Here is a 14,430-nt window from a genome sequence, read left to right on the forward strand (position 1 = left end):
TTACTTACGAGCGTCTTTTAATAAATCAGCTACTAAGAAACCAACTTCTAATACTTGGTCAGCATTTAAGCGAGGGTCACATTGTGTTTTGTAACGTTGAGCTAGGTCATCGTCTGATAAACCGTAAGCACCACCTGTACACTCTGTTACGTGCTGACCTGTCATTTCTAAGTGAACACCACCTGCGTATGAACCTTCAGATTTGTGTACTGCAAAGAATTGGCTGATCTCACGCATAATATTATCAAAGCTACGTGTTTTGTAACCAGATGTCGCTTTTTCAGTATTGCCGTGCATTGGATCTGAGCTCCAAATTACTTTACGGCCTTCTTGTTGAACGCGGCGAACTAATGCTGGTAATTTCTCTGGAAGTACATCTGCACCCATACGTGTAATTAACGTTAAGCGACCGGGGATGTTATCTGGGTTTACTGCATCAATTAAACGAATTAGGTCGTCTGGGTCCATGCCAGGGCCAACTTTAACACCTATTGGGTTTTTAATACCTTTGAAAAACTCAATGTGGGCATGATCTAGCTGGCGTGTGCGCTCACCAATCCAAACAAAGTGTGCTGAACAGTCGTACCAATCACCTGAAAGGTGGTCACGGCGTGTTAGCGCCTCTTCGTAACCTAGTAATAAGGCTTCGTGAGAAGTATATAAATCTGTTTCTTTAAGGCTAGGTGCAATTGTAGAATTAATGCCACACACTTCCATAAATTCAAGTGCATCTTGAATTTTGTCTGCAAGTTGTTGGAATCGCTCTTTTTGCGGATTAGCGGCAACAAACCCCATATTCCAGCGGTTTACCTGGTGTAAGTCAGCTAAGCCACCTTGTGCAAATGCACGTAGTAAGTTTAATGTAGCTGCACTGTTGTGGTAAGCCTTCATTAAACGTTGAGGGTCCGGTATGCGTGCTTCTTCTGTAAATTCAAAGCTATTTACAATATCACCACGATAAGATGGTAATGAAACTCCATCAATTGTTTCTAAATCTGCAGAGCGTGGTTTTGCATATTGGCCAGCCATACGTGCAATTTTAACTACCGGGCATTTACCGCCGTAAGTTAATACAACCGCCATTTGCAGAATGGTTTTAAATGTATCGCGTATATTAGCTGCGTTAAAGTCACTAAACGACTCAGCACAATCACCACCTTGAAGTAAAAATGCACGACCTTCGCACACATCTTCAAGCTGTTTAAATAAGCTTCTTGTTTCTTCAGCAAATACTAATGGCGGAGCGCTTTTTAATTGGCCCTCTACTGACTTTAACTCTTCTTGATCTGGGTATTGTGGTTGCTGCAGTATTGGCAGCTCTCTCCAACTATTTGGGTTCCACGATTGCATGTTCTTTCCTCATTCCTACATTACCTGATAAGAAGAAATTAACGTATGCAGGCACCTAAGTTCAAGGACTAAATTCACTAATTACCAATTATTTAGTTATGAGCTAGGTATATATAAATTTCATAACTTAAATAAGCTATTCTACATGCCATTTTTTTGTTTTTTTTATAATATTTATTCATTTAATAACAATAAGATAAAAGTAAATTGATTATATTTTAAGTATCTTATATTAAATTAAAGACATGCATTATATGTATACAAACAACAAGAGAACACATCATACTAAAATGGCGTGATTTGTAATCTTAGCTTTACGGGTTAAATAATTAAAAAAAGATAACCGGTATGAATGCAGATAAAATTGTGCTATGGGCTTGGTCTGGTAACTCTAATGAATTGGTAATAAAATTACTAATAGTGTTTATGAGTTTTTAGTTTATTTGAAGCTAGCTTATCCACTTAGTCCACTATGCACTCAATTTACAACCCTTAGTGCACTTGCGTTCATCTAACTTGTAATGATTCCAGCAAAGTAAAAACCTCTGTTTAGTTAAGTTCCATAACATTGATATCGTTCATTTTGTCCTCTGAGTCCAAAGCCTCAATCATCCAGAGTATAAATAATTAAAACAGCTCACACTCATGATTTGCAGTTTATTACTTATCACCATAGTAGATTTGTGAGTTAGATTTAATGATATCACAGCTAACCTACAGGCTATTACATTAGCAAATTATATTTAATTAGAGTGTATGAAGTGATCATATATACAGCTAATAAATAAAGAACACATCATACTTATATTGAAATTATATTAATCTCAGCGTGGTAGAAAAATTTAAAGAAATTAATCAACAAGCAAAAGGTTATATGTGATAATTATAAAAATGTAAGATGTGTTCTTGGTTGCATATGGTTAGTAAAATACAAATAAGAAGTCAGTTTGATTTAATGAATGAGCTAACATTAATGTTAGTAGAAGAGCTAAAAGCTTGTGAATACTCAAAGGCTGAATATTATCAGTTGCCTGATATTAGTAGCGCTGATGAAAACATTGTTCCGGAGTCTATTATCACTAATAGGATTTCGGGTGATTTAGCACATAAATCTATCCTTAATTCATTCACTGATATTTATAAAAAAGATGGTTTAAGTAGTCGTGTTTTAAAGCGCCACCCTGGTTTACTTGTAATTAAAAATGCAGATAAAGAAGCGCTTAATAATCGAATGGCTCAGGTGAATAAGGCTAAGGCTGATTTCAAAGCTTGTATTGTCGCGATAGATAATAACGATGCTCGTTTTGAAGCAGTACACAATGCAATGCCTAATTTAATTACTTTAGCTGCCTACAGAAAAATACATTCTGAGAGTGATTCGCCTTTTTCAGTACGTTTTACGTGGATGCATAAGCACGCAACAAAAACGCTCACAAAAAAAATGGCTTTAGAGATGCTTGATAAATCGGCCGGTTACAGAAACCCAAGAATGATTGATCAACAAAAATGGCAATCATTAGTTGCACAAGAACAAATGCGTGTAGCCAGTTTAGGTGAAAAAGAAAAATTAAGGATTAGACGCCCTACCCGTGTAAGCCCTCAAGTAAATGTTAGATACACAGCTCAAAATCGTTACCATGTTAGTGCTGCATTACCCTTTATTTTGATAAACCCGGAATCAGATGTAAAGCTTGGTATTTTACCTGATTATCAAAAGCCAGATGCTCACCCACGTAAGCGAGAGTATGATTTTTTAGTCGATAGGTTATATTTAGAGCAAGTAGACAAATAATGATTATGTTAAAAAGGCCACTTTATGTGGCCTTTTTGGTTTGGTGTTTAATTGTTTAAAATAAAGCTTTTTATTTTTCTACTATTTCTTCAATTTTATCTTCATCAATTAAAACTGCATTCTCAACGATACGTTTACCGCCTTGAATTTCTATGCGTTTATTATGTTTGTTTAATGTAAGTATCTCATCGCAAAACTGATCTGATGGATGCATTTCATATGTGTAGTCGATAATATTTCCGGTTTTGTCATCTTTTACATTTGTTATGCTGTATTCAGATATAGCCCCTTTCTCGATCAAATCTTTCATTGTTGTAGTCATGTCGCGACGTAATGCTTTTAATTTATTCTCAGTAATGTCGTCGGTAGAATAAATAGAGCCATACTTTTCCATAATAGAAAGTAATCTAAAATGATACGTTTTACCTGGCGCCGCATACCGCCAAAGATGATACAAACGCAACATCATCCAACGTGATAATCCGCGTTTTAATTCTTGCGCACTATTAAAGTAATATCCTTTGTATTCAAGGTTATCAATCATGTTATGAACAAATGCATTTAAACATGCAACGCATTTAACATTACCACCTTGACCTTTTTTACCACTAAAGTGTAGCGACGATAAAAAGTTCATATTTGACTCATAAAAAGAGTCGTCAATGTCTGAATTTTTAGTGTCGGTCGCGGAATATTTAAATGAAAGTTTAGAACCTTGAAGTGCTTCTAATGATTCTTTGATTGCTGGATAAGGCATTGACTGCCCTACCGCTTTAAGCTCCTGTGCCAATTCGTTCATAGAAAAAACGACCGCATATTGAATACCGGACTTAAAATTAATTTTTACTATTTTGCCTTTAGAGGCTAAACGAATAAGTGCACGCTCTACTTTTTCTTCTCTATCTGATGGCCAAACTAAGTATTCAACGTCTTCGCCATCTTTGCGTGTACTAACAACAGCGGGAGTTATTTTTATTTCGCCATCATATAAAATACCATCTACTTTTTCAGATATTTTACGCGTTATTATCGTTTTTTTAGGAGCTTCTTCTAGTGGCAATTTTTTATGGCCAGAACGTACAAAGCGACCCCACAAATCATAATGATTAAATGTGTTAGAGTAAGCACGTAATCCATGAGCTGCATTTTCGATTGAAATTCGCACATCTTTATTATCTGTAAACAGTGCTAAACTTTCATTATCGATTGCACTTTCCACCCCGTGGATTTGGCCCCTTAGTGTATCGGGCAAGTTATCTACCGAGATGTTGACCTTTCGGCTCATTGTTCTAATTTCCATTTTTATTGTGACAGCTAATAACAACACATAAAACGACAAAAGTTAAATGTTTAAGTTAGTATAAAAGTGATCTAAGTTTAAATAAAACGTTCAGATCAATATTTTACTAAGGTTAATGTATTTATCATGATTTCAGATCACTATTCTACTAACCTTACGCTAACAAATCTAATTTTTACTAACTCAGGTGTTATTTTGTCCATCAGATTTGTTCTTTTTGTAAATTTAGCACGACAAACTAACCTTAAATTTTTCATCCCTGTGGATAAAGGCTTATTGAGTTAGCATAGATCTGATCTGTACTTACTACAGATCAGATCTATACCAATTAAAGCCACGTTTTAAAGCACAGCCTAGTGCATAACTTCATAATTTACTTAGTTAAAAGTTGATCTGCCAAGCTGTTTTTGTTCATAACTAATGGAGTAACTTGTGTATAACTCTATATTTAAAATATAGCTTAGTAAAAAGGTGATCCAAGGGTAGATAAAGATCTGATCTTAACCAAGTATAAAGCTGATCTGCTTTTTTTAGTATTATTATTAAAAATCATATAGTTATGTATTGATTATACACCCTTAACCTTTATTACCTTATATATTTAACCACCTTTAAACTTCTTTATTTATACTAAGCGATATTAAAGGTGTAAAAATATTTTTGAATGTCTTGTTATTAAAATGCATGTCGTCTTAAATAGTTGTTTACAGCTATTTGAATGGACATTATACTTAAAGCCTAACTTTGAGGAAGAAAGTATGTCAATCAATAACAACGCGCTAAGTACCTACCGGCTTTTAAAAGCAACCGCTGAAGTTGCTGAAAAATCTCTAGAAGGACGTATTCAACATTACCGCGCTCATCTTAAATCAGAAGAAAAAGAATTAAGAACTTACACTCAAAAAGCAGCAGCTGATTTACTTGGTTGCAATAATCGTACTCTAAAAAGACGACATGATAACGGTGATTTTGACGATCTTAATATAAAACGCGGTGCTAATGGGCATTATGCTTACACGTTAGTAAATATTTTTGCTATGGCTGATATTATGGATATTAAGCCCGATCACCGTACTGATGACGATAAATTACAAGTTATAGTAATTAACTCGCTTAAAGGTGGTTGTGGTAAAACAACGAGCATGGTTAATATTGCAGCTGCTTTAGCAACTACAAATATTAAACGTTACCGTATTGGTATAATTGATCTAGATCCACAAGGTTCATCTTCAAGCTTCTTTCCTTCAAGCGAGCACGATCCAATTACTGTTGGCGATTTAATGCGTGATTGTATTGATTTAGACGAAGGTGAAACTTGGCCAGAGTTTGTTTCTAATTCATTTTTACCAACCCATATTCCTAATATTCGTGTTTTACCATCAGGTATGGACGATTTTTATTTTGAACATGAAACTGCTACTTTACTCAAAGACACCTCTAATTATGAGCAAACTCGGCATTATCATAAGTTGCTTGAAAAAGTAATTGACCCGGTTAAAGATGAGTTTGACATTATATTAATTGATACAGCCCCAACCCTTAACTTTATGTTTTATAACGCTTTAATGGCATCTACAGCTATGCTTATACCGGTTCATCCAGAAGCTGTTGATTTTGATGCTAATAATAAATATTTAAAACGATTAGGCGAGATTTATCATACTGTTGCAGCCCTTGGGCATGATGGTTGGGACTTTATGCAGTTTTTAGTGACCAATTATGTAAAAGGTAACCATTCTCAACGCGATATAGTCAAAGATGTTCGTAGCGCTTTTGGCCGCCAAGTAATGAGTTATCCAATTAATCATAGCTCTGCAATTACCGCTAGTTCATCGTCTTTTAATACAATTTTTGATCAAAAAGCCTCTGATAGCTTAGCAAGCAGAGAGTCACTAATGCGTGCACAAGAAAATATCAAAGACGTAGTAGATGAACTTGAAATGTTAATTCGATCAAATTGGCAGTCTACTCAATCATCACTCAATAGCCCTAAGTAAGGATGTTAAACAAAAATGGCTAAAAAACGTAAAAACGACACCCGCTTAGATCCATTTGCAACAGCTGTAGGTAACAGCAGTCTTGATGCACTTTTAGAGCAAGCCAGCGCTGGCGATGTAATTAGAATGCCTGCTCCAAGTGATCCTACGCGCGACATTACCCTAGTTTGTAAAGTAATCCCACACAGCGATATTGAATCAAGTACTCAGGTTTATGGGAAAAACCGTCGTGTTCAAGCGCTGCTTAACGAAAAGTCGGTATCTGATATATTACCTGCTATTCGCGAAGATGGTCGTAACCAGCACCCAGCGCTCTTATGGGAGCAAAATGATACAAGCTTAGTACTTGCTGGCTCACGTAGACGTAAGGCTTGTATTTTAGGTAACGCCGATTACTTAGTGCTTAGCTCTACTGATTTTACAGATCAAGATGCTAAAATTTTAGCAGTATCATCCGATCAATATATTGCGCCTAGTTTATGGGAACTTGGCCAAGCTTATCAGCAAACTAAAAATGAATTAATTGAGCAAGGTAAAAAAGGCTCGTACCGTGAAATAGCCACCATTGAAGGTGTTTCACACACAGCTATTGCTGATGCGGTAAAAGCATATGAGCAAATTCCTGCTGATGTTATCTCACTTTATCCTACGGCCAATCATGTAGGTCGTGAAGTAGCTAAAAAGCTGGTGATTGCAAAGGAGAGAGACGAAGCTGCGTTTAACCAGCTTGTTAATGCACTTGCTAACGATGAAGAACTTAATGCTATTACAAGCGACGACAAGCGTGCTATGGCTATAACTAAGCGTTTAACTGTAGAGCCAGAAGTTGCTGCAAAACGTGAAGCAGTCCTTGAAAACAAATTTATATCAGTACAGCGTAATCTTAAAAGCGGTGACGTTTCTATTAAAATAGACAACAAAGTTATGACTGATAAGCGTTTAGAGCAGCTTACAAAGCTTTTAGGTGCTTTTAATTAGTTAGTATAATTATGATCTGCCAGCGTTATTTAGTTAGTTAAATAGCGATCTGGCAGATAATTAAGTTGGTAAAACTCTGATCTTCTTGCCAATCTATAGTCTCAAAAATCCCTACATATCTCCGTAGATCAATTTTTTACTAACTTAATTGTTATTTTATAGCATCAAACACGGTTAAATCTCTGCGTTAGTAAAATTATGATCTGTAATGCCCCTTTTTTGTTATTAACTTGTATACAAGTTGTGAGCTTGCTGTATTTTAAATTTTAGTTAGTAAAAACTTTTACCTGTATTTAGCTATAAACCGATTTTTTACTAACCTATCAGCTCCAACCAGTTTATATTGCGTTAATATTGCTTTAGCTCAATGCACATAAGGCATATACTGGCAGAATTATTTTTAAAATTTAATGCTTAGAGTGACATGTCTGCTAACTTATCAAAAAATGATTTAATGGCTATTTTTGAAGAAATTAAAAATGAGCAGGCAACTCAGTTTCCTCTGTCTGAACGCTTTATTAAAAAGCTTTTTCGCGAAAGTGTTCTAGATAAAGGCAAAGAGTATTATAAAAATGGTCAAATTAGCTGGCTTGAACATACACCAGATTTTTCTGTTGTAGATTCCACGGTACAAGGCGATAACGGATCATCATTTAATCAACGTATTGAGATCAGTAAAGTACCAACTGGTTATTCTGTTGACACTCATTGTACGTGTAACGCAAAAACCAAGTGTCGCCATTTAGCTGCTATTTTATTTAAATTAAAAATAGAACATTCTGGTGAATACGGAGAAGACTACTTCATAAACGATTGGTTTAGTGAGCTAACAGCACTTAAAAGCAACAATAATAAAACGCCATCACATGTACTTTTATTTGTTTTAGATATTGAAAATAACAAAGTATTTTTAACACCTAAAATAGCAAATTATGAAAACAAAAAAAATTACACCCTTGGAAGAAACCTTACCGAGCAACAGCTCAATAGTTTTGTTACTCCAAACGATTTACTCGAAAGCGACTTTAGATTATTTAGTTGGATCCGCTCGCAAAATGCAGTCGGAAATATTGAGCTTAAGGGCCAATGGGGCTTTAGTGCTTTACAGCAGTTAATAGCAACAGAACGTTTGTTTTTTCAACGTTCTCGTGTGCCTATAAAGGCTCAAACTGGTCAAACATTGAGTTTTAATTGGGAACAAAGTAAAGACCTTTCGCAATTAGTTATTAAGCTTGAGCAAAGCCAAAATTGGGTATTGTTAAAAACCACGCCTCCTACATATATAGACTTAGACCATTTAAAAGCTGGGCGCATTCGTACTCCATTAAGTGGTGACGAAATTGCACATTTACAAACTATGCCAGCCCTGCACGATGCTAATTTTGATCGTATTTATAAGCAACTAGCTGATAATTTTGGTATAGGTGTTATTCCACACCCAACTAATTTACAGCCTAGCTTACCTAAACTTTCTAGTAATGCAGTGTTAAAAATAACAATGAGTGAGCGCGGTTTATCGCTTTCATTATTATTTAAGTATAAAAATAAAAACTATTTAGCAGGCGCTGCCCCTGCTAATACAATAAATAGTGCTTTTGAAAATACAGTTACTAATGAGCTAACTAATCTCGGTTTTGAATTTTGTAAAGGGGGTTTACAAAGTGAATTTGTATTTACAAAACAATCTCATATACATTTGCACTGGCTTATATTTGAAGTGTTTCCTAGTTTTAAAGAGCGAGGCTGGCAAGTAAGTGTAAGTAAAGTTAGCAGTCCTAATCCTCAATCGGAAGTTAGCTTGCATGTTCATCGTGCAGCAGGGCACCAAATGCACTGTAAAGTTTTGCTAGGTGAAGCGAAAGCAGCGCCTCTTTTCAGCAATGCTGATCCGCTATATCAATCATTAAATCGACAAAGTGAATTATTTTATTACTACCCAGTAGGTCGACAGTTTGGGGTTATAAATAAATCAGCAATTAACTTAATTAACGAATTTAAAGAACGTTTTGAATTTGTAAAAACGCGAGATGAATTTAATATACCACTATCGTACTTACCTGAGCTGGTGAAACAAACAGCTATAAATGTAGAGTTACACGACGATTCTTTAGAGCGATACCTACTAGAGCTAAATAGCACCGACCATGCTATGCCTACGGTTGCACTACATGGATTAAACGACTCCGTTACTCTTAGGGAGTATCAGCAACAAGGCGTTGATTGGCTTAGTTTTTTAAAGCGCCACCAGTTAGGTGGGATCTTAGCCGACGATATGGGTCTTGGAAAAACACTTCAGGTAATTGCTTTTTTAGCGAGCACTTTTAATCGCCCGCAAGCTGGGCCTACACTTATAGTGTGCCCTACAAGCTTAGTCAGTAATTGGCAAAACGAAATTACTAAATTCGCTAAAAGTTTAAAAGTAACGACTATTTTTGGTGCTCAGCGAAATGAGCCATTACAGCACTTAGCTCAAGCGCAATGTATTCTTACAACTTATCCGCTTTTAAAGCGCGATATAGCGTATTATTCACCGCTTTATTTTGAAAATATCATCCTCGATGAAGCCCAGTACATTAAAAACGATACCGCGCAGGTTTCGCGTTTAGTTAAACGCCTAAATGCCGACTTTAAATTATGTTTAAGCGGTACTCCAATTGAAAATAACTTACTTGAACTTAAGTCATTACTTGACTTTGCTATGCCGTCACTACTTGGCTCGCAGGCTCATTTTAAACAACATTTCCAAACGCCTATTGAGCGTGAAGCCGATATGGAACGTGCCGAGCAGTTAAAAGCGCTAATTATGCCCTTTATAATGCGCCGTACTAAAGCGCAAGTTGCTCAAGAACTACCAGAAAAAACAGAGCTAACGAAAGAGTTTGAATTTGAACCTAAGCAAAAAGAAATGTATCAAGGCATTACACGCTCATTGGAAGAAAAGCTTATAGACTTGTTTGCAGAGCAAGGCGTACAAAAAAGTAAGTTGGCTTTTTTAGAAGCGTTATTAAAGCTAAGGCAAATTTGTTGCCACCCAAAATTAATAGACTCAGAAACCCAAGCAGGATCAGCAAAGCTTGAGTGGCTCGCAACACATTTACCGCTTATGTTAAGCCTTGGTCGTAAAATAATTATTTTTAGCCAGTTTACATCGGCACTTGATTTAATAGCCAAACGCCTTGAAGAAATACACATTAATTTTAGTATGCTAACAGGGCAAACTCGTCATCGCGATAAAGTAATAGATGAGTTTACAAGTGGCAACACATCAGTTTTTTTAATTAGTTTAAAAGCCGGTGGCACGGGCTTAAATTTAACGCAAGCCGATACTGTTATTCACTTTGATCCGTGGTGGAACCCCGCTGTAGAAAAGCAAGCCACCGACAGGGCATATCGCATAGGCCAAACTAATCCGGTATTTGTGTATAAATTAATAATGAGCAATTCAATTGAGCAAAAAGTATTTAAAATGCAGCAAGACAAGCAAGCGCTCGTAGATGCTTTATTTACCGAAAAATCGATGAATTTTACACAATTTGATGAGCAACAAATGTTATCACTCATTAAAAATTAAATTTTAATGAACTAAATTAAAAAATAGGCGTCTACTATTATGCTTGTTGATTAATTGCAGTTAATACAGGCATTATGTTGATTCCCCCTATTTAGTTACTAACTTTAGTAACCACTGAGCCAGCACTTTTTAGCTGGCTTTTTTATGCCTGTAATTTATACCAACCCAAAAAATTCTTAATCATTTACGTTGCTAAACGTGTCGCTCCCTGCACCAAAAATTCTCATTTAAGAATGAATTAGAAGGTAGAGCTGCCGAGAACAACTAAATATCGAATTTTTGCTTAGCCTATCAATACGTTTTTCCAGCTTTAAAACAGACTTTTTAGTTGAGTAAATTGGTATTAATTTTTATTTTAAATATTTTTCAGTATTTTCTGAACTTAATTAAAAGTTAGGCGTCTACTATTATGCAATTGTTGATTAATTGCAGTTAATACAAGTTTTCATGTTGATTTCCCCCTATTTAGTTACTAATTTTAGTAACCACTAAGCCAGCGCCTTTTAGCTGGCTTTTTTATGCCTAAAATTTGCCTTAATTATTATATTTAAATTTTTTAATGATTATTTTGAACTTAATCTAACATTGGGCGTCTACTATTATGCTTGTTGATTAATTGCAGTTAATACAAGTTTTCATGTTGATTCCCCCTATTTAGTTACTAATTTTAGTAACCACTGAGCCAGCGCCTTTTAGCTGGCTTTTTTATATCTAAAATTTGCCTTAATTATTATATTTAAATTTTTTAATGATTATTTTGAACTTAATTAAATGTTGGGCGTCTACTATTATGCTTGTTGATTAATTGCAGTTAATACAAGTTTTCATGTTGATTCCCCCCTATTTAGTTACTAATTTTAGTAACCACTGAGCCAGCGTCTTTTAGCTGGCTTTTTTATATCTAAAATTTGCCTTAATTATTATATTTAAATTTTTTAACTACTACTTTGAACTTAATCTAACGTTGCACGTCTACTATTATGCTTGTTGGTTAATTGCAGTTAACTCAAGCATCATGTTGATTACCCTGATTGGTTACTAAATTTAGTAATGATTGAGCCAGCCCATTTTGAGCTGGCTTTTTTTATGCCTAAAATAAATATTTTGAATAGTTTTTTGGTTTACACGGTCTACTGTTATACCTGCTGAACAACAGCAGTAGATTATTTTCCCTTTGATTACTTTATTATGTAATGTCGAGCCAGCTTACTTCTAGTTGGCTCATTTTTATTTAAATTAAAGCTTTAGTTACTTCCCCTACCCCGCACCAATGTTATTCGTTATGATGGCATGTCACTAAATTTTATAAGTTTATTTTATGTTTACCCAATTACTCACTCATATCGACTGGTTAAGTCTGGGCGCTGGCGTTACCGCAGGCGCAGTACTTTATAGTGTTGTAGCTGCCCAGCTTCGTAAAAAATTAAATCAACAAATTAGCGAGCAGCAACAGCAACTTTCATTGTTACAAAATCAGTTTGATAATAAAGAGCTGCAATACAATACCTTATTAGAAGATCATGAATTACTAGAGCACACCCATCAGGAGCAACGCGACGAAGCGCAGCATTTTAAAACCCGCTTTAGCGAGCAAGAAAAACAAAGCGTTCAATACAACCATTTTTGGCGTAAAGCCGAAGGCGAGCTAACCGCTTTGCGAGAGCAATTTAACCAGCGCGATATTGAGCTTAATAATATGCGCACTACGCTTGAACAAAAGCAGCAAAACTTTACCGAACAACTTGCACAAATAGAGCAAAGTAAAAATGTGCTTAAAAAAGAGTTTGAAAATCTAGCTAACAAAATCTTAGAAGAAAAATCGCAAAGTTTTAAAACCTTAAACCAAGAAAGCATTGAGCAACTATTAAAACCAGTACAAGGCGAGCTAAAAGGCTTTAGAGATAAAATGGAATCTATTCACGTTGAAGATTTAAAACAACGTGCTGCTCTTAAAACAGAGCTACTGCATTTACAAGCTAAAAGCCAAGCTATTACAGAACAAGCCGATAAGCTCAGTAATGCACTACAGGGGCAAAAAAAGACTCAAGGTAATTGGGGCGAACTGATGCTCGAAAACGTACTCGACAGCGCAGGCCTGCGTGCAGGCAGTGACTACAAACGCGAAGTATCGTTTAACACAGAAGATGGCCGACTGCGCCCTGATGTAGTTGTGTACTTACCACAGGGCCGCCACTTGGTGATTGATGCTAAAACATCGCTAAATGCTTATACCCGTTACGTAAACGCCGAAAACGAACTAGAGGCTAGTCAAGCAATTAAAGAGCATGTAAATGCCGTTACAGCGCGCATTAATGAGCTTGCAAGTAAATCGTACGATCGCCTCCCTGGTATAAACTCGCCTGAAGTGGTTATTATGTTTGTGCCTATAGAGTCTGCATTTGTAGAGGCGCTTAAATACCAAAGTGATATTTACCAGCAAGCTATCGAAAAAAATATTTTAGTTGCTACACCAACAACTTTACTTACCAGCTTAAATATTGTTAAACAGCTGTGGCGCTTTGAAGAGCAAACTAAATACTCTAAAGAGCTGGCGAATCGTGCAGAGCGCTTTTACAACAAGCTCAATGGCTTTTTAACAAGTATGGAAGGTGTTGGTAAACAGCTCGATCGCGCAAAAGAAAGCTACGACAAAGCGTTCTCTCAGTTATACCGTGGTAAAGGTAACTTAATTAAACAAGCTTCTGAATTTAAAGAGCTAGGTGTATCGGTCCAAAAAGAGTTACCAAACGAAAGCGTAGAAAAAGCCCAGTTAGAGCTTGATTAGGCTTAGTATACAGTAGCTTTTTATTTATAAATTAAAGGAGGGTTAATGATTTTCCCGTTACTGAGTTCACAAAGGTTAACGTTAACCCCTATTAATTATGAGGATAGAGACGCTATTTTTGCTCTTTTTTCAGACCAACAAGTTACTCAATACTATGATCTAGAGCCCTTAACCCAAATTTCCCAAGCTGATAAGTTAATCGCTTTATTCAATACCCGGTATAAAAATGGTGAAGGGATCCGCTGGGCAATTCGTTTAAAAAGTACTGATGAGTTAATAGGTACTTGTGGTTTTAATAGTTGGTCAGTACCAATGAAGCATGCATTCATTGGTTACGACCTAAAAAGCCTGTATTGGGGCAAAGGCTATGCTTTTGAGGCTATTCATATGATTATAAAAGCTGCCTTTGATGGACTGCTAAGGTGCGGTGCTTTAAATCGAATACAGGCTGATACGGTGCTCGGAAATAAATCTTCGGAAGCTTTGTTATTAAAGCTGGGCTTTTTTGAGGAAGGTTTAAGACGCCAAAGCGGCTTTTGGAAAAATCGTTTTCACGATTTAAAGTGTTTTGGTTTGTTAAAGTCAGACTTTAATAAATAATTTTATTAATCGTTTATCGCAAATATTGAGAATATTGCACCTGAATTAACATAGTCT

General features: G+C 35.9%; 8 protein-coding genes. 6 read left to right on the plus strand and 2 right to left on the minus strand.

Annotated elements, in window-relative coordinates; genetic code table 11:
• The gene (locus J8L71_RS14615) at nt 1-1,350 is read right to left on the minus strand and encodes a 3-deoxy-7-phosphoheptulonate synthase class II (RefSeq protein WP_002962128.1); all 1,350 of its coding nucleotides are present in this window, start codon (nt 1,348-1,350) and stop codon (nt 1-3) included.
• 916 nt (nt 1,351-2,266) lie between these two features.
• Between J8L71_RS14615 and J8L71_RS14620 the strand changes: the two genes are divergently transcribed.
• Entirely contained in the window at nt 2,267-3,142 is an 876-nt protein-coding gene (locus tag J8L71_RS14620) for a DNA replication terminus site-binding protein (protein WP_211001177.1), read from the plus strand.
• A gap of 70 nt (nt 3,143-3,212) precedes the next feature.
• On the opposite strand, the gene J8L71_RS14625 is transcribed toward J8L71_RS14620, so the two are convergent.
• Nucleotides 3,213-4,427: a hypothetical protein gene (locus J8L71_RS14625; protein WP_033021802.1), complete on the minus strand. Its 1,215-nt coding sequence runs from the start codon at nt 4,425-4,427 to the stop codon at nt 3,213-3,215.
• A 773-nt stretch (nt 4,428-5,200) separates the two neighbouring features.
• Between J8L71_RS14625 and J8L71_RS14630 the strand changes: the two genes are divergently transcribed.
• The 5 genes from J8L71_RS14630 (at nt 5,201) to J8L71_RS14650 (ending at nt 14,373) form a co-directional block, all read left to right on the plus strand.
• A complete protein-coding gene (locus tag J8L71_RS14630; protein WP_211001178.1) occupies nt 5,201-6,439 on the plus strand; it encodes an AAA family ATPase in 1,239 nt (412 codons plus the stop codon).
• Between the two features lie 15 nt (nt 6,440-6,454).
• A complete protein-coding gene (locus J8L71_RS14635) occupies nt 6,455-7,417 on the plus strand; it encodes a transcriptional regulator (RefSeq protein ID WP_211001179.1) in 963 nt (320 codons plus the stop codon).
• 424 nt (nt 7,418-7,841) lie between these two features.
• Entirely contained in the window at nt 7,842-10,988 is a 3,147-nt protein-coding gene (locus tag J8L71_RS14640) for a DEAD/DEAH box helicase (RefSeq protein WP_211001180.1), read from the plus strand.
• Nucleotides 10,989-12,306: 1,318 nt separating this feature from the next.
• Nucleotides 12,307-13,773, plus strand: a complete 1,467-nt coding sequence (gene rmuC, locus J8L71_RS14645) for a DNA recombination protein RmuC (protein ID WP_211001181.1) — start codon at nt 12,307-12,309, stop codon at nt 13,771-13,773.
• Between the two features lie 45 nt (nt 13,774-13,818).
• Nucleotides 13,819-14,373: a GNAT family protein gene (locus J8L71_RS14650; RefSeq protein WP_211001182.1), complete on the plus strand. Its 555-nt coding sequence runs from the start codon at nt 13,819-13,821 to the stop codon at nt 14,371-14,373.
• The last annotated feature ends 57 nt before the right edge of the window (nt 14,374-14,430 follow it).

It is taken from the genome of Pseudoalteromonas sp. MMG007, from assembly GCF_018100985.1.
Classification (GTDB): domain Bacteria; phylum Pseudomonadota; class Gammaproteobacteria; order Enterobacterales; family Alteromonadaceae; genus Pseudoalteromonas.

What these genes read in the sequence shown, in the direction of transcription:
- J8L71_RS14635 (WP_211001179.1), top strand. Translation starts at nt 6,455, where the DNA reads ATGGCTAAAAAACGTAAAAACGACACCCGCTTAGATCCATTTGCAACA.
- J8L71_RS14630 (WP_211001178.1), top strand. Translation starts at nt 5,201, where the DNA reads ATGTCAATCAATAACAACGCGCTAAGTACCTACCGGCTTTTAAAAGCA.
- J8L71_RS14650 (WP_211001182.1), top strand. Translation starts at nt 13,819, where the DNA reads ATGATTTTCCCGTTACTGAGTTCACAAAGGTTAACGTTAACCCCTATT.
- J8L71_RS14625 (WP_033021802.1), bottom strand. Translation starts at nt 4,427, where the DNA reads ATGAGCCGAAAGGTCAACATCTCGGTAGATAACTTGCCCGATACACTA.
- J8L71_RS14620 (WP_211001177.1), top strand. Translation starts at nt 2,267, where the DNA reads ATGGTTAGTAAAATACAAATAAGAAGTCAGTTTGATTTAATGAATGAG.
- rmuC (WP_211001181.1), top strand. Translation starts at nt 12,307, where the DNA reads ATGTTTACCCAATTACTCACTCATATCGACTGGTTAAGTCTGGGCGCT.
- J8L71_RS14615 (WP_002962128.1), bottom strand. Translation starts at nt 1,350, where the DNA reads ATGCAATCGTGGAACCCAAATAGTTGGAGAGAGCTGCCAATACTGCAG.
- J8L71_RS14640 (WP_211001180.1), top strand. Translation starts at nt 7,842, where the DNA reads ATGTCTGCTAACTTATCAAAAAATGATTTAATGGCTATTTTTGAAGAA.